This window comes from Ignavibacteriales bacterium, assembly GCA_015709675.1.
GTDB lineage: Bacteria > Bacteroidota > Ignavibacteria > Ignavibacteriales > Ignavibacteriaceae > H2-BAC3.
Genome location: CP054182.1, coordinates 1,973,483 through 1,990,233, shown reverse-complemented (window position 1 = coordinate 1,990,233; position 16,751 = coordinate 1,973,483). Strand labels below are relative to the sequence as shown.

Below are 16,751 nucleotides of genomic sequence, written 5' to 3'. Positions count from 1 at the left end.
CCTTCTCCATCATTTAAGAAAAGTAATTTTGGCGGTGGTGAGGCCTGATTTACCCCGGATTTGAAGGAAATAAGCACCCGAGGAAAGCCCCAGACCGGTAAAATTCACTGAAAACCGGTTTTTTCCCTGCTCTGCACCTCCGGAATAGAGTGTTTTTACCATTTCTCCGGCGGGGGTAAAGAGCGTAATGGTTATCTCCTCCTGAGCAGGGGCTTGGTACTCAATAAAGAATGCCGGATTAAACGGATTGGGCCAGGTCCTCAGAATGCCATAATCCCCGGCAATGGCGGATTCATTTTTAACGGAAGTAATTTCATCGTTCAGCCAGAGGAGAATGCCGCCCCGGTAATTGCCAGCCAGCAGGTCAGGGTCGCCATCCAGGTCAAAATCAGTCAGGAAGGGAGTTACGTCAATGCCGCTGAGCGCGGGGAGAAAATCCTGTGTCACCTGCTGCCAGACCGGAGAAGAGGCAGTGCCGGTGTTTCTGAAATACCAGATATTGCCGTTTTTGTTTCCGGCAAAAAGGTCAGTCCTGCCGTCCCGGTCAAAGTCATAAAGAAAGGGAGAAGAGTTATCACCGATATCAGGGAGAGCAAACTGATCGTCAGCGATGGTGAAGCGAAACTGCTGCAGGGTGCCGGTATTGCGGAAAATCCGGATTCTGCCGTTAAATGCCCCGATGACCAGATCAGGGTCAAGATCACCGTCTATATCACACAGCCGGGGGCGGGCGTATATACCAATATCAATAACCTGACCGGAACTATCAGTCAGAAGCACCGGAGGGGCAAACTGTGGTAATGTTAGGGTTCCGGTATTCTGAAAAAAAGAAACTGTGCCGTTAAAATTTCCAACCAGGATATCCTTCAGGCCGTCTCCGTTCAGGTCGCCAAACTCCGCGGCAAGGGAAAGTTCACCGCGGATTCCGGCAAACTCCTTTGTAACCAGTTCAAACCGGGTGTTACCGGAGGAGGATATATTCCTGAAATACCATACCGAGCCTTCCGGATTCTGCGCGTTCGAGAGAAATATATCTTCCCTGCCGTCGTTATCTATATCCGCCATGCTGATAAAACTCTGAATACCTGCATCCACCGTACTGAGGTAATCCGGGTTACGCAGGCGGAAATCATGCGAAGCGGGAGTACCCATATTCTCAAAAAACATCAGCGCCTGAGGAACTGTGGGGTCATAGAGCACTGAGACGAAAAGATCAAGATCACCATCCGCGTCCATATCAGCAAGGCGCGGCATATTAAAGCCGGATGTGATAACGCTGTCCTGATTCACGGGGAATGCTTCAGAGCGTACAATATATACAGGATTAACCGCCGAGCCGGTATTCTCCAGAAAGTAAATACTCTTGCCAAAGAAATCCCCCCAGAGCATATCTCGGTCGCCGTCGCCGTCTATATCGCCGAACTCTATGGAACTCGCTCCGTGGCGCTGCGTACCACCGCCTCCGATAATGATGATATTCAGCCAGGTATCGGTTATAAACTCAAACGCAAACTGCTGAGGAGTTCCGATGTTTTTATAAAAGGTAAGAGTGCCGGTGGAGTTGCCGGTTACAAAATCAAGATCACCGTCACCGTCAGCGTCAGTGAATGCGGGATGGCAGCCGCTCTCGCTGATAACCGGCTGCCCGGATGCAGTGAGGAGAGGATCAGCAGTAAGCGTATATCTGGGCACCGCGGCGGAGCCGGTATTCTGAAAATAGCGCACCTGATTATCACTCGCTCCGGTGAACAGGTCAAGGTCGCCGTCACCGTCGGTATCGGCAAGGCGGAACCAGTTGAGCATATCGCCCCCCTCAAAGAACTCCGTCTGAAGTATATATACCGCCTGAGCCGGAGTGCCGGCGTTCTTATACCACCCGAAAGTGCCGTCTCCGTCAAGGAAAATCATGTCAGGGTCGCCGTCTCCGTCAATATCGGCAAACTGGGTTCTGATGTTATTCTGCCCGCCGGAAAAGACATTCTGCAGCAGAGTGAGTGAATCAGTAAACTGAGCGTAATCAACCGAGCGGGTAAACTGCTGTGGGTAAGCCGTGGCGCAGAAAAGAAGGAAGAAGAAAAGGAAGCTCTTACGCTTCATTGCGGTATATATAAATAAGAGAATCCCCCATCCTGCGGTACGGTTCAAGCCGGAAGTGCTCCTGGTCTTTTTCAGCAGTCTGCACAGAGCGCTCAACAAGAAAGATTCCTTCAGGAGCCAGAACGTTTGAAGACCGGACCGCCTCAAATACCTGATATATATCATACTGAAAAAAGGGAGGGTCAGCCACAATCAGCGAAAGAGGCGTGCCGGAGTATCCTCTGATAAAATCGGTGCAGGCCCGCAGATGAACCGCGCAGTGGATTTCAGCTTTAAGGGTTTCGATATTCCTTTCCAGATTCCGCGCCACCTTTGCGCTCTTTTCAACAAAGTGCACCAGAGCTGCACCGCGGCTTACCATCTCAAAGCCGAGAGCGCCGGAGCCTGCGTAAAGATCAGCACCGGTGATATCCTCAAAATCAATCATGTTGGAAAGGATGTTATATATTGCTCCGCGGTTCTTTTCGGTAGTGGGGCGTGTGTCGTTGGTGGCGGGGGCTTCAATAAACCTGCCGCCGTATTTTCCGGTGATGATTCTCAGGCGCATGGCGGCGGAACTCTTATATAAGACGGTAGCAGAGCCCGGCAGCCGCGTTAAAATTATAGTTCCGGGAGTGGAGCAGTTCCTTATTCAGACCGGCACCGCCGAGGATTAAAGCAGAGAACGGGTTAATCATCTGAAACGGAAACCGCGTTGCATTTCTTACCGCGGTGAGCATCGGCTCGGCAAGAGAGTCACCGGTGAGGAAAAAGTTTTCGAGCTTGTTCAGCTGACGGCCTGAGTCACTCATCATCTGCAGTTCTTCTGAAAGCAGCTGCAGGAAATTATGCATAGAATCAAACGCCCTGCCGCTGAAATACTGCGGCTTCCCCTCTTCAAGATATTCAACACTGAAGAAACCGGTGCTTACACATACACTAATAAGAGAACTGCTCAGCAGCTCGGGGCGGTTCATCAGAATAGATTTATCGGCGGAGAAGTGAGAGTGGTCAATCAGTTTTATTTCAAGATTATTCCTGCGGCAGACCATGATAAGCAGATTGATTATCTTCCGTGAAAGGGCAAATACAATCACACGGCGCTCCTTGCTCAGGGAACCGGGGCGGTCAATTTCGTAGTAATTAAGGGAATAATCCTCCGCGGTGAGGAACGGGTAGAGCACTGCGAACTCCCAACGGAAGTTATCAATTAAATCCTGACGGACAATGGTCTGATCAGCCGGTACGGTAAAACTGTAGAAAAACTCGGGAGGGAGCGAAATATATACCTGACGGTTTTTCAGGTTTGTGCGTTCGGCAAGGAGGTTAAAGGCAGACTGAAGGCCGCTCATCAGAACGGCCTCTTTGTCTGTTAAAAAATTCAGCGGAGCGGGAAGAAGAGCTTCATCAATATGATTAAGAAGCCTTCCGCCATCCTGAAACCCTACCTCAACAACCTGAATCTTCTGGGAAGAAACAGAAATTCCTATCCGGTCATCCAAGGAGGGCATCCGGAGCTGTTATTCCCAGGAAGCGGTGTTTTTCAGAGCATCGTTATTCAGATCGCCGATTCTGCCGTAGCCGTCCGGATCCTCAATAACATACCGGGTTCCGATTTTCTTCACCGTATCTATTCTGAGAAGTTTTTTATTCTGATTGATAACAGAATCAAACGTGATGCTGGTATCAATTTCAATGGTATAGGCAATGCCTGATTTGGGAGCAGTGCGCAGACTTTCCGGAGTGAACTCGCCATGTGTAAGTTTCAGGAAAGGATTGGTAGATCTCTGCATGATGGTGTCAAATCCGTTGATAACACCCTGAACAAACGGATCATTTTTAATGAAGTTGTAAAGAGAATCAAACTCATTGGTATATTTGCCGTTTTTCATATAATAAAGCACCTGAGCTTCTTTCAGGTTCTTCATTCTCAGGCGGGACTCATCCTTGCAGTATTTTTCGTAAGCGACAATCTCCTGCGGGTCAATAATTGCTATCTTAGCGAGATAACCAACCATCAGAATGATTATCACATACAAGCCCAGGTGAAGATACCAGGGATCTTTAACTTCTGCCATGTTTACTCCGTGTTAAAAACTTAAATAAGGTTTTATCTGTTCCAGTTTTTTTTCTCCTATACCTTGCACGGAAAGGAGCTGATTAACCGACGAAAATGAACCAAGACGGCTGCGCAGCCGGATAATCTTTTGCGCCGTTTTTTCCCCGATGCCGGGGAGTCTGCACAATTCCTCAAGATCAGCGGTGTTTATATTTAGCTTCTGACCTGAGACCAGTTTCTCAGTTTTATTTTTTTTAAGATTATCCTTGTTAAATTCCGAAACAACGGACAGAGAGTCAATATCCCCGCCGATTATTTCTTTGTTATTTTGCGGATAATCTCCTTCAGCAAGCTGCCGGAAGAGCTCCTCCTCCCCTGAATAATCAAAAGAGGGGGAATCACCCCTCTCCTTAAAGCCGCTTAGCAGCATACCCCCCAGCACAAAACCAAGCATAATCAGCAGAGCGGCTGTCTCATGCCCTGTGAGACTGAATTTACGGCTCAGTTTTCTGATCACGCCCGGCCTCTACCCCCTCAGATCAGAACCACTTCGATTTTTTTTCACTCTCTCCGCTTCCCGGCGCCTTTATGTTCGGCATATCAGCAAGCTCCCTCAGCAGATCCTTCTCTTTTGAATTCACTTTTTTCGGGACAACCACATTCAGCCGGACCAGCTGATCCCCCGTGCCGCCTCGGTTAACGTGCGGAATTCCCTTATCCTTCATCCTGAGGAACTTGCCTGGCTGAGAGCCCGGATCAATGGTCAGCTTTACCTTCCCTTTAAGGGTAGGTACCTCCACCTCGGTGCCCATCACCAGATCAGGGAAGCTGAGGAGGAGATTATAAATCACATCATCGCCGTCACGCTCAAAATGCTCATGGCGTATCTCCTGAAATACCACAATCACATCACCATTCTGCCCGCCGCGGATACCGGCATTCCCCTGGCCCCGCAGGGTCATGTAACTGTCATTGCTGACACCGGCCGGCACCTGAATCTCCAGCGTTTCTTCCGACTGCACACGGCCGTCCCCTTTGCAGGTAACGCATGGCTTGTCAATCACGGTACCCTCGCCGTTACAGTTGGCGCAGGTGGTAATATTCACAAACTGCCCGAAGACCGAACGGGAGACCTGGCGCACCTCCCCCTGACCGTTACAAGCCGGACAGGTTTTGGCGCTTGAGCCGCCGTCTGAGCCCTTACCGCTGCATTTGCCGCAGCGGATAAATTTCTTCAACTTAATTTTTTTGGTTACGCCGGTTGCAATTTCTTCAAGGGTGAGTTTAAGAGTAACGCGGAGGTCGCTCCCGGGTACCCCCTGCCCTCTTCTTCTCCCCTGCCGCTGAGCGCCGCCCCCCTGCCCGAAGAATTCATCAAAGATGGAGGAGGAACCAAAAATATCGGAAAAGCGGCTGAAGATATCGTTCATGTTCGAGAAGCCGTGGAAATCCTGCCCCCCCTTCAGGCCAGCGTGACCGAACTGATTATAGCGCTGGCGCTTTTCATCATCGCTCAGCACTTCATAGGCCTCGGTGGCTTCCTTGAATTTTTCTTCTGCTGATTTATCATCAGGATTGCGGTCCGGATGATACTGCATGGCCAGCTTGCGGTACGCCTTCTTTATATCATCCTTGGAAGCATCCCGCCCGATGCCAAGTATTTCATAATAATCTCTTTTCTGCATGGTCAGTTGCTTCCCTCAGAAGATGTTCCGTTTTCAGCATTACCGGAGCCCTGTGCTTCCGCCTCTTCAGGATGCTCTGAGACCACCACCTGCGCGTGACGCAGAATTTTATCCTTATACATATATCCGGGGAGGAACTCCTGCACAACCGTATCGGTCGGATGCTCCGCGCTCGGCTGCTTCATCAGCGCGATGTGATACTCCACATCAAAGGGCTTATGCAGCGATTCAAATTTTTTCACCTGCTCCTCAGCCAGGGTTTTCTGCAGCTTGTCATATACAAGCTTAATACCTTCGGCCAGTTTTGCAGGGTCGGCGCCCGACTCAACAAACTGCATCGAACGGTCAAAATCATCCACCACGGGTATCAGTTTGCGGAGGAACGACTCGGCCGCGTACTTAAAATCCTTTTCCTTCTCCTGCTGTGTTCTTCTCTTATAATTATCAAACTCAGCGCGAAGCCGCATATACTTGCCGTTAGCTTCTTCATAGTTTTTTTCAGCAAGCTCAGTGCGTTCTGCCAGCTCATTATATTTAGCCGTGAGCGCGTCAAAATCCTGCTTCAGGGTATCCCTGTAAGCAATCTCATCAATCAGTTCAGTGTTTAAGGAAGGAATGCCCTCCTCCTGCAGCGGGGTTTCAGCCCCGGCCGCTTCGCTGTTCTGCTCTTCTGGTTTTTCCTTTTCGTTCATCTCTTTCATGGAATCATTTACTGTCACAAAAATTTCTTTTTACGTTTTTTTCAGTGAGTCGGTTAAGACCAGGGATATATAATCAACCATCGCCACAATTTTGGCATACTCCATCCTCTTGGGCCCGATAATACCGAGCCGCCCTTTCACGTCTCCGATGAGATACTCCTTGGTGACCAGGCTATAATCATCCAGCCGCGGGAGTTCATTTTCCTTGCCGATGGAAACAATCACCTGATCGCCGCTTCCTTCGTTGGATTTTTCAAACACATGCAGCAGGATATCCTTATCCTCAATCAGGTCAACCACATTCTGGATTTTTTCCGGCGACTCAAACTCCGGCTGGCGGATCAGATGCCTCGTTCCGGATATATATATCTTATCCCCCTGCACTCCGTCGCTGAAGATGCGGTCAACCGAATCAAAAAAGACGGTGTAAATTTCACTTTCCTGCTGCGGCACATCGCGCATTCTTTCCCTGAAGGTGGAACGTATCTCAGCCAGTGAAAGTCCCGCCAGGCGTTCATTCAGCAGGGACTGTATTACAGCAAGCTGCTCATCCTTAATCTCGCCCGAGACCTCCAGAGTGATGGTCTTAACCAGGCCAAGCTTTATGGTAATCACAGCCATAATGCGGCTGGAGGTAATCTTTACCAGCTGGATTTTTTCCAGAACACCGGTATCCAGCTTCGGGTAAACCACGCAGGCAAGCTGATTGGTAATGGAGCTGAGGATGCGGGAGACCGTGGTGAGCAGCTCTTCCGGCTCATTCTTCACCTTCTCCAGACTGCTGTTAATGGTTCTGCGGGCCAGGTCATCAATTTCATCCCGGTTCATCAGCAGGTCCACATAAAAGCGGTACCCCTTATCGGTCGGCACCCTTCCCGCGGAAGTGTGGGGATGACCAATAAAGCCGGACTCCTCCAGATCGGACATGATATTCCTCACCGTCGCCGGAGAATATCCGATATCATACCTCTTCGTTATGTTCCTCGAACCAACAGGAACGGCAGTCAGGATGAACTGCTGCACAATGTAACGGAGAATACTCTGTTCGCGGTCGTTAAGCTGATCCCTGTTCACAAAATTTTTAATTTTTACTGTGCAAATATAGCAAAATTGCCGTTTTTTCAGGGGAGAAAACCTCATCCCCGACTTCGTCGGGGCAGGCCCCAGCCCTTCCTCCGGCAAGTCGGAGTTTTCAATCCCAAAAAAGAGAAGGGAGCCGGAAAGTTGAACTGATTCCGAAGGAATCACAAATTGGCAGCAAAAGAAAATCCACCAATAGTCGTTTCCTGAACCCCCGGAGGGGGTGGCCTGTTAATAATAAAACGCTTCAAGACCTCCCCCTGAACTCCCGACGAGTCGGGATGACCCGTTAATAAAATACTGATACACAACAATCTCCTCAAACCCCCGACCTGTCCGTGAAAAGAAGCCGGAAATCGTACATTGTTCATTATAAATTGTACATTGTTCTGATTCCGGAGGAAGAAACTCACCTTCCGACACGTCGGAACAAGCCCAATTCCCCCTCTCTTTCCTAAAATATGGCTTCCGTTTTTAGTACGGATATGTGGGGATTTATCATTTTGCATCCATGTCAACCCTGAAGGAAAAAGAGGGGACTTCCGGAAAATTGTACATTGTACATTGTTCATTGTACATTGTAAATTGATCTGGCAGAAAACGATGACCGATGCACAACCCGCTCACCTTTTCTGCTCCCAGTAGAAAATGACGACCTTTGTTTCCCTTTGCCTTATCTTATACCCGAGGAAGAAACTCACCCCCCAACCCCCTCTCTTTCCTAAGATTTAGCTTCAATTTTTAGTCCATGTATGTGGGAATATATCACTTTGCATCTAATCAGCCCTGAAGGAAAAAGAGGGGGCTTCCGGAAAATTGTACATTGTTCATTGTACATTGATTTGATTCCGGAGGAAAAACCTCATCCCCGACTTCGTCGGGGCAGGCCCCAGCCCTTCCTCCGGCAAGTCGGAGTTTTCAATCCCAAAAAAGGGAAGGGAGCCGGAAAGTTGAACTGATTCCGGAGGAATCACAGATTGGCAGCAAAAGAAAATCCCCCCATAGTCGTTTCCTGAACCCCGACTCGTCGGGGTGACATATTAATAACACCCTGATTATAATCATAACCCCAAAAATCCCGGAGGGATGACATGAAGTACCGGAACACGATTTAAGGATGAAAAGGATAAAATAAATTGAGAATTGAAAGTTGAGAATTGACAACCAAAAATGGAGAATTCCGAAACTTTAGGTAATTTCGTAAAAATATTTTTGCGATATTTGACTGAACCATCTATTAAGTAACGGAATATTTATACTCTCGTGGCAGACGTTCACGACAAAGCAACCCGCAGTTATAATATGAGCCGGATAAAAAGCCGGGATTCCAAGCCGGAGCTCATCGTGAGGAAGTACCTTTTTTCGCAGGGGTTCCGCTATAGGGTGAATGTTGCCTCGCTTCCCGGTAAACCAGATATTGTACTGAAAAAATATAAAACTGTTATTTTTGTAAACGGATGTTTTTGGCACGGGCATAAGAATTGTAAATACTTCAGCTTTCCAAAAACCAAAATAGATTATTGGAATAACAAAATAACTCTAACTATAAAACGTGATAAAAAGAAAAAATATGAACTTGGAAAGTTGGATTATAAGGTAATTGTGATTTGGGAATGTGAACTGAAAAATAAAACTCAAAAAAAACTAAAAAAGGTTATCTCCTTGATTAAGATGAACGAAATAAAAAATGTCTGAAAAAATTATTAGAGTATTTGAAGCTTTTGCGGGTTATGGTGGAGCATCATTTGGACTAAAGAAGTCTGGTATACGCCATAAAGTGGTTGGTTATTCCGAAATTGATGAAGACGCTATACGATTATATGAAGCAAATTTTCCAGAGATTCAAAACTATGGCGATATAACAAGAGTTAAACCGTCAAATCTACCTAATTTTGATTTATTTACAGGCGGGTTTCCATGTCAGCCATTTTCTACAGTTGGTAAAAGACTTGGTGAATTAGACATAAGAGGAACTCTATTTGAAGATATAATACGAATTTGTAGCAGTAAAAAGCCAAAATATATCTTATTGGAAAATGTAAAGGGATTGACAATGGGAAGGCTAAAACCAACCTTTCTAAAGATAATTACTGAACTTGAGAAAATTGGATATGATGTTGAATATGCGCTATTGAATTCGAAAGATTATGGTGTACCGCAAAACAGAGAGCGATTATGGATATTTGGGTTCATGGGAAAACTCCCAGCTAACTTTAAATTAGCACCACCGAAAATACCATTAAAACATAGATTAAAAGATTTTTTAGACAAAAGGGTTGAAATCGACCTTTATAGAAGTGAAGCACAAATTGCAAGAATTAAACATCTGCATGACATTGATTTGTTTGATGTAAATGAACCTTTATGTTATGATTACTATAATCGAAAGATAAGATTAGATGGCTTATGCATGACGGTAACACCACCAGAGCACAATGTAGTTAGAATAGTGGAACCCATTCATGAGGGAAAAGAAAGAGTAAGAAAGCTTTCGCTGGATGAACATTTCCGATTAATGGGATTCAAAATTAATAATAAAGAAAGAGAAATTAGATATCCTGAAAACCCAAGTTACACAAAATTAGGCAGATGTGCAGGAAACGGATGGGATGTGAACTTGGTCGGCAAGCTTTTTAGTCACATATTCAAGCAAATATATGAAGATAGATAACACGTCATTATTCTTTAATTCAAGTATTAAAGATGCTACTGCAACAGCCGCATGGGGAACGTCCGTTGGTCAAAGTAAAAAAAATGGTTACAAACTGGATACAGACAAAGAAGGATTGAAAGATGTTATTTATGGGATGACATATAACATCAAACCTGCTGATTCTTTGAAGGCGACAGAGATGAGTGAAAATAGGGAGTTATTATATTGTTCTATTTTTAGTAAAGTTTTTGTTAATGGAATAGAGTTAAAAGAAGAGTCCTTAATATTTTTACTTGTAAAAGAACACACTGAAAGTCATAACGGGAGAATAATAATTTCTTATCCTCCCTATGCAGAGTATGCTACTGAAGAGAAAGCGTTGAACAATGCAGAGGTGTACAGGAAAATGGGAGAAGCATTGGGTTGTCCTAATGGTTGTTGGTTCGCTTTTGAAATTAACGTAAGGAACCAGGAGGAATTACATTTTTCAGCGATTGTTGTATCGGATACACACACAGAGTATGATTCGAGTGCAATCAGGAAAATTGAATGGAATAATCTTGTTGAAAATAAGCTTCAGGGAAATATTAAAAAAACACCATTAAGTATACCAAAGATTATTGAAAGTATAACAGCAACAAACTTAATTTATTCTCCAGAGATTATAACTCGTTTTATTGCAGCTTTACTAACCAAGCCATTTATAATTCTAACTGGATTGTCGGGATCAGGAAAAACCAAACTCGCACATAGTATAGTAAAGTTGTTTTGTTCCTCAAGCGAACAATATAAATTGGTTCCGGTTGGTGCAGATTGGACGAGTAGAGAACCCATGCTTGGATTTCCGGATTCCATAGAAAAAAACAGATATATAAAACCGGAAAGTGGCGTACTTCAATTAATAATTGAAGCTAATAAAGCGAAGAACCAAGACAAGCCATTTTTTTTAATATTGGACGAGATGAATTTGAGTCATGTAGAAAGATATTTTGCGGACTTCTTAAGTGCAATGGAAAGTGGTGATAAAATTTATTTGCATGACGATACTGAAGGCAAAGATGATATTGCACCATTTATAAGATTCCCAAAAAATCTATTTATTATTGGTACGGTGAATATAGATGAAACAACATATATGTTTAGTCCAAAAGTTCTTGACAGGGCAAATGTAATTGAATTCAGAGTTAGCAAATCCGATATGAGCAAATTTCTTAGCAACAATACAATTATTAACGATGATGGGATTGAAGGACTTGAAGCAGGGATGGCTGGCGATTTTCTGGATCTTGCACAAAAAAAGGATCTTAAATATGGAAACACGACGATAATAGGTGAGTTGGTGCTTTTCTTTGATGAACTTAAGAAGGTGGGCGCTGAGTTTGGATATCGCACTGCCACTGAAATAAAAAGATTTACAGCTTTTGCTAAAATGTTGAACAACGAATGGTCAGATGAGAAAATATTTGATTATGCAATTATGCAGAAATTACTACCAAAAGTTCATGGTTCACAAAGAAAACTAAAAGATCCGCTAAAGAAAATGGCAGAATTTTGCATGAAAGACAACAAATCGCCTGAAAATTTTCTTAATAAAGAAGCAAAATTAGATCTTGAAACTAATGATAATATCAATGATGTACGATATCCAGTAACTCTGGAAAAAATAGTTCGCATGTACCATAACCTTTTGCACAATGGATTCACAAGCTACGCTGAAAACTAAAGAGTTAGTGGTTCCAATTACTAAAGATGGCAAAGATGTTGGAACCATTTTAATAAGAGCTGAAACAGAAAATGATATTCTGTGTTATAAAAATGACGCCGGGGAAAACGGTGAGTCCCCATATCAAATATACGAGGGCAATTTTTATGAATATAAACTGAGTAAAGAGCAACTTAGGCTTAGAGAGACAGGTATAATTGTTGTTTCCAAAATTGAGCCGCACAGAGGCAGAATAAGGCCTAATACAAACGTTGGCAAGCTTGTGCTAGAAGTTTTAGATCAAAGCGGAGGTGATTGTGGCAAAGCAGAAATAGAGGTTTGTTCTGTTAAAACAGGCTACCGCGAAGATTACAGAAAAATGCTTGAAGATATAGCAAACATTTGCAGTGACCTTATATTCCAGCACTCAAGTTCTGTTAAACAGAATATTGAACCAAGATTAGAAAATGATGCTAAAACAAATTATCAGAAATTTGCATTTATTTATTCGACGATAAGATCAAGGGATTTCAGCGAAGCTGTACATAGAATCATATATTCTCCAGTGACCAGATGGAAAGAGATTGAGATATTAAAAGATGTCCGCTCCACAACGAAATTCGGAAGACATGGAATCCGTCAGATTTCAATAGTGAGAAATAGAATAAAAGTTCCAGAGGAACATTATCTGGCCGACAGAATCCCCAGTTTGCCCTTGAAAATAAGTACCTTCAAGAATACAGAGACTGTTGATTCTCCTGAAAACAGATTCGTAAAGCATGTTCTTCAGACATTTCTTGATTTTGTAACAAGCATAAGTAAATACTCGAAGGGGGATAGTGTATTTGAAAGAGAAGTGATCAAAGCTACAGACATTATTTCTGAATGGCTAAATAATCCCATATTTCGTGAGATATCGGCTCCAAGTTTTCTTCCGCTAAACAGCCCGACTTTACAAAAGAAAGATGGATACCGAGAAATTCTGAGAGCATGGATCTTGTTTTTCGTAGCTGCAAAACTTGTATGGAGCGGGGGACCAGATGTTTATGATGCTGGGAAGAAAAATTTATCCGTATTATATGAATATTGGATATTCTTCAAATTGCTCAATATTATTTGTGAAATATTTAGTATTCCCAATAGCAGTATAGATTTACTATTTGAGTATTCACCTAATAAACTCGATATAAATCTTAAAAAAGGCAAAAATTTCAATTTGCAAGGTTATTATAAGAACGCCGGCAGAAATCTTAACGTGCAATTCTCATATAATAGAAAATTTCAACATGAGGAAAAGCATTTTAAGGAGGGGAGTTGGACAGTAAACTTGAATCCTGATTTTACGTTAAGTTTATGGCCACACGGAATGAGTGCTGAAATTGCAGAGGAGATGGAATTAATGCTTCATATACATTTTGATGCAAAATATAAAATTGACAATTTCGTATCTCTTTTAGAGGATATGAACGAAAAGATGGGGATGGAAAAAAAATCTCCTAACTCTGACGGCGACACTGAATTCACCAAAGAGATAACAAAGAAGGAGGAAAACCAGAGAAAGTATAAACATGAAGACTTGCTTAAGATGCATGCCTATAAAGATGCAATCCGGAGAACAGCAGGAGCATATATACTCTATCCCGGAGACAGCCCGAAAACTTTACAGGGATTTCATGAAATTATTCCCGGGCTGGGTGCTTTTAACATCAAACCTGCCGGTGATAAAGACGGAACCGGTGAGCTGGCAAAGTTTATAAAAGCCGTGGTGAATAATTTCGCCGACAGGACATCACAGAGAGAACGGTCTTCCTACAGTGCGTGGAATATATATAAGGATGAACCCGCTGAAACGGTAAGCGACCGTGATGTCCACTATTACCCTGAGTTGATTGACAAAAAACGGGCACCTGTGCCTGAAGATGAATACGTGCTCATTGGCTATTGCAAAGGTGTGGCTCATTACAACTGGATTGTTGAAAAGGGGAAGTATAACGCAAGACTTACCGGAGCAGGTTTGCTTCGGATAAAATCAGCCGAAGCATCCGCCCGCTATCTTTTGCTCCACGGCCCGGGGCAATTAAGGACAGGATATCTTTACCGCTTGTCCGCTGAAGGACCGGAAATTTATACTAAACAGGATCTAAAAAAGACGGAATATCCGAAAGAACCATCTCAGGAACTGTACCTTGTATATACACTGACGGGTAATCCTGTTCAGCCGGTTACCATCGGAATTGAGTGGGATATCAGAAAGCTTGAGAACTACCGGCCAAAGAGGCAGTCCGGTTACCCTTTTGCGGTAAGTTTTGCTGAACTGATGAAGGCACAGGTAAAAAAGTATTAGTTCGAATTTTAGGGAAGGCAAAAACATACCCACAATCCTTATTAATCTTAACTAATCCCCCCCCTTGACAAATTTCTCATAATTTTATAATTTTGATCAACCAGATTCTTCACCAGTGAATCGGGTTGAACAAAATGTTCCCCTCTCTGCAGTACCCAGCGGAGAGGGGTTTTTTTATAATTATGAATTCAAAGTCTGAATACCGGTCAGAGGGGTTAATTCCCCTTCCGGGAAGTCCGCATTTGTAACTGCTCCTTACACAAAGCCGGATCTTTCATAAGACTGAGTTCCCCCTGAATATGAGCAAAAACTGCCCCCGCTGCAAATGAATCCCGCTGACAGCCCCGGGCCTTTTATTATCACGATCCTCCCCGATAGTGCCATATGGCAGCCATAAGAGCGTAAAAGCTTCGGACCATTTTTTCATTCTTCATTCTTCATTTTTCATTCTTCATTAATTAATCTCATTTTCCATACTCAGCACTCAATTTCCTCCGCCTTTCATCTGCCCGGAATTTTTCCTATCTTAAGAATGTTATTGGCTTAATTTTAGCGGTTCATTTTTTTCATCTCAAAGGGTTATGCAAAGCAAACTCACGCAGCTCGTTACAGGTTTAAGAGTCGTTGCTCTTTCAGGCCTGCTTTTTCTATTTCTGGCCTCTCCCCTGCTTCCGCAGAAGAAGGAGGTCTGTCTCACCTTTGATGACTTCCCCTATGTGCAGATGGGGCGCTATCCGGTGAGTCTCATTAAGGATAAGCTGACCCGGCTGATTAAAGTGCTGGAAAAATATGACGCAAAACCCGCCGCCTTTATTAATGAAATTCAGCTCTATAAGGATGAAAGCACCATTGACCCCAGAAGGGTTGAACTGGTGCAGATGTGGATTGATGCCGGCTTTACCATGGGAAATCACGGCTTCAGGCACGTAGATCTTTCCTTTCACACAGCGGAGGAGTTTAAGGAAGATGTGCTGAACGGAGAGAAGATTTTTGCGCCGATGATTAAGGGAAAGCAGAAATTTTACCGTTTTCCGCAGCTTGAAGTTGGGAATACGCTTGAGATAAAAAGGGAGGTTGAGCGTTTCCTGGAAGAAAATAACTATAAAATACTTCCGGTAACCATCAGTGCGGCGGAATATAAGTTTGCCATCGCCTACAGCAAGGCCTATTACTCCAAAAATGAAAAGTATAAGAAAAAGATTGCGGATGATTATATCGCCTATCTTTCAAAATTTATTGACCTGGTTGAAAAGCAGACGGAGTTTCTCTTTAAGCGTCAGATAAAGCATGTGATGCTGCTCCACATGAATGAGCTGAATATTGACCACATGGAGCGGCTTATCCTCCTCTTTAAGAAAAAGAAGTATAAGTTTATTTCAGCCGAAGATGCGATGACCGATGAGGTATTTACCATCAGGAATACCTACGCCGGGCGGGATGGTCTGGGCTTTATTGACCAGATTGCCAGCATGCGCCGGCTGATGGGTGACCCGCTGTTTGATGATAAAAGAGTGCCGGTGCCTGACTATGTGCTGGAGCTCTCCGATAATGATTTTTACGACTTCCCTTACGATAATGAGTGAGGCGTCCGCCGGAATAAAAGCAATGTACAATTTACAATGTACAATGAACAATTTTCCGTAAGCCCCCTTTTTTCCTCGCTTAGTTGGAAGGTGAGTTTCTTCCTCCGGAATCAGTACAATCTACAATCTTCCGGAAGCCCCCTCTTATCTAGCCTTGTTGGAAGGTGAGTTTTTCCTCGGACGCAGAATAAGGGAGCGGGTTGTGTATCGGTCTCATTTTCTACCAGCATGTGATTCCTCCGGAATCAGTACAATCTACAATCTTCCGGAAGCCCCCTCTTTTTCCTTCAGAGCAGAATAGATTCGGAATGTTAAATTCCCACAGACCCGGAGAATAATCGGAAGCTAAATTTTAGGAAAGAGAGGGGGAATTGGGCTTGTTCCGACGTGTCGGAAGGTGAGTCTCTTTCGCAGCTTGGAATCAGTACAATCTACAATCTTCCGGAAGCCCCCTCTTTTTCCATCAGAGCAGAATAGAGTCGGAATGTTAAATTCCCACAGACCCGGTTAATAAACGGAAGCAAAATTTTTGGAAAGAGAGGGGGTTGGGGGGTGAGTTTCTTCCTCCGGAATCAGTACAATCAACAATCTTCCGGAAGCCCCCTCTTTTTCCTTCAGAGCAGAATAGATTCGGAATATTAAATCTGCAGAGACCAGGATCATAAACGGAAGCAAAATTTTAGGAAAGAGAGGGGGTTGGGGGGTGAGTCTCTTTCGCAGCTTGGAATCAGTACAATCTACAATCTTCCGGAAGCCCCCTCTTTTTCCATCAGAGCGGAATAGGTTTCGAATTGTAAATCTGAAGAGACGCGGAGAATAAACGGAAGCAAAATTTTTGGAAAGAGAGGGGGTTGGGGGGTGAGTTTCT

Annotated in this window: 13 protein-coding genes; 5 read left to right on the top strand and 8 right to left on the bottom strand. The window is 44.1% G+C overall.

From position 1 onward, the window contains the following. Positions 1-9: 9 nt before the first annotated feature. The 8 genes from HRU80_07410 to hrcA are packed head-to-tail and all read right to left on the bottom strand — an operon-like array spanning position 10 to position 7,661. Positions 10-2,145 (bottom strand): T9SS type A sorting domain-containing protein, encoded by a 2,136-nt coding sequence (locus tag HRU80_07410; GenBank protein ID QOJ28716.1) that lies wholly within the window; start codon positions 2,143-2,145, stop codon positions 10-12. Beyond that, on the bottom strand, positions 2,087-2,644 hold the full coding sequence (gene rsmD / locus HRU80_07405) for a 16S rRNA (guanine(966)-N(2))-methyltransferase RsmD (GenBank protein QOJ28715.1): 558 nt from the start codon (positions 2,642-2,644) through the stop codon (positions 2,087-2,089). The genes HRU80_07410 and rsmD overlap by 59 nt, the downstream gene beginning before the upstream one ends. Before the next feature lie 13 nt (positions 2,645-2,657). Then, positions 2,658-3,578 carry a hypothetical protein gene (locus HRU80_07400; GenBank protein ID QOJ28714.1) on the bottom strand — a complete coding sequence of 307 codons (921 nt, stop codon included), beginning with the start codon at positions 3,576-3,578 and terminating at the stop codon, positions 2,658-2,660. 18 nt (positions 3,579-3,596) lie between these two features. Continuing rightward, positions 3,597-4,154: a hypothetical protein gene (locus tag HRU80_07395; GenBank protein QOJ28713.1), complete on the bottom strand. Its 558-nt coding sequence runs from the start codon at positions 4,152-4,154 to the stop codon at positions 3,597-3,599. A gap of 12 nt (positions 4,155-4,166) precedes the next feature. Then, positions 4,167-4,652, bottom strand: coding sequence for a helix-hairpin-helix domain-containing protein (locus HRU80_07390; protein QOJ28712.1), 486 nt, complete (start codon positions 4,650-4,652; stop codon positions 4,167-4,169). Positions 4,653-4,674: 22 nt separating this feature from the next. Continuing rightward, positions 4,675-5,820 carry a molecular chaperone DnaJ gene (dnaJ, locus tag HRU80_07385; GenBank protein ID QOJ28711.1) on the bottom strand — a complete coding sequence of 382 codons (1,146 nt, stop codon included), beginning with the start codon at positions 5,818-5,820 and terminating at the stop codon, positions 4,675-4,677. A 2-nt stretch (positions 5,821-5,822) separates the two neighbouring features. Beyond that, on the bottom strand, positions 5,823-6,539 hold the full coding sequence (locus tag HRU80_07380; protein ID QOJ28710.1) for a nucleotide exchange factor GrpE: 717 nt from the start codon (positions 6,537-6,539) through the stop codon (positions 5,823-5,825). A gap of 12 nt (positions 6,540-6,551) precedes the next feature. Further along, entirely contained in the window at positions 6,552-7,661 is a 1,110-nt protein-coding gene (hrcA, locus tag HRU80_07375; protein ID QOJ28709.1) for a heat-inducible transcription repressor HrcA, read from the bottom strand. A gap of 1,203 nt (positions 7,662-8,864) precedes the next feature. Here hrcA and vsr point away from each other — a divergent pair. The 5 genes from vsr (at position 8,865) to HRU80_07350 (ending at position 15,883) form a co-directional block, all read left to right on the top strand. After that, positions 8,865-9,296, top strand: a complete 432-nt coding sequence (vsr, locus tag HRU80_07370; GenBank protein QOJ28708.1) for a DNA mismatch endonuclease Vsr — start codon at positions 8,865-8,867, stop codon at positions 9,294-9,296. Continuing rightward, on the top strand, positions 9,289-10,272 hold the full coding sequence (dcm, locus tag HRU80_07365; protein QOJ28707.1) for a DNA (cytosine-5-)-methyltransferase: 984 nt from the start codon (positions 9,289-9,291) through the stop codon (positions 10,270-10,272). Before vsr ends, dcm begins: the two co-directional genes overlap by 8 nt. Next, positions 10,259-11,977, top strand: coding sequence for a hypothetical protein (locus HRU80_07360; GenBank protein QOJ28706.1), 1,719 nt, complete (start codon positions 10,259-10,261; stop codon positions 11,975-11,977). The genes dcm and HRU80_07360 overlap by 14 nt, the downstream gene beginning before the upstream one ends. 262 nt (positions 11,978-12,239) lie before the next feature. Next, on the top strand, positions 12,240-14,300 hold the full coding sequence (locus HRU80_07355) for a DUF2357 domain-containing protein (protein ID QOJ28705.1): 2,061 nt from the start codon (positions 12,240-12,242) through the stop codon (positions 14,298-14,300). Between the two features lie 581 nt (positions 14,301-14,881). Further along, positions 14,882-15,883, top strand: a complete 1,002-nt coding sequence (locus HRU80_07350) for a polysaccharide deacetylase family protein (GenBank protein QOJ28704.1) — start codon at positions 14,882-14,884, stop codon at positions 15,881-15,883. Positions 15,884-16,751: the final 868 nt, after the last annotated feature.

Excerpts from the sequence above, each read along its gene's own strand:
- rsmD (QOJ28715.1), bottom strand. The coding sequence starts at position 2,644 with ATGCGCCTGAGAATCATCACCGGAAAATACGGCGGCAGGTTTATTGAA.
- HRU80_07395 (QOJ28713.1), bottom strand. The coding sequence starts at position 4,154 with ATGGCAGAAGTTAAAGATCCCTGGTATCTTCACCTGGGCTTGTATGTG.
- dnaJ (QOJ28711.1), bottom strand. The coding sequence starts at position 5,820 with ATGCAGAAAAGAGATTATTATGAAATACTTGGCATCGGGCGGGATGCT.
- hrcA (QOJ28709.1), bottom strand. The coding sequence starts at position 7,661 with ATGAGGTTTTCTCCCCTGAAAAAACGGCAATTTTGCTATATTTGCACA.
- dcm (QOJ28707.1), top strand. The coding sequence starts at position 9,289 with ATGTCTGAAAAAATTATTAGAGTATTTGAAGCTTTTGCGGGTTATGGT.
- HRU80_07360 (QOJ28706.1), top strand. The coding sequence starts at position 10,259 with ATGAAGATAGATAACACGTCATTATTCTTTAATTCAAGTATTAAAGAT.
- HRU80_07350 (QOJ28704.1), top strand. The coding sequence starts at position 14,882 with ATGCAAAGCAAACTCACGCAGCTCGTTACAGGTTTAAGAGTCGTTGCT.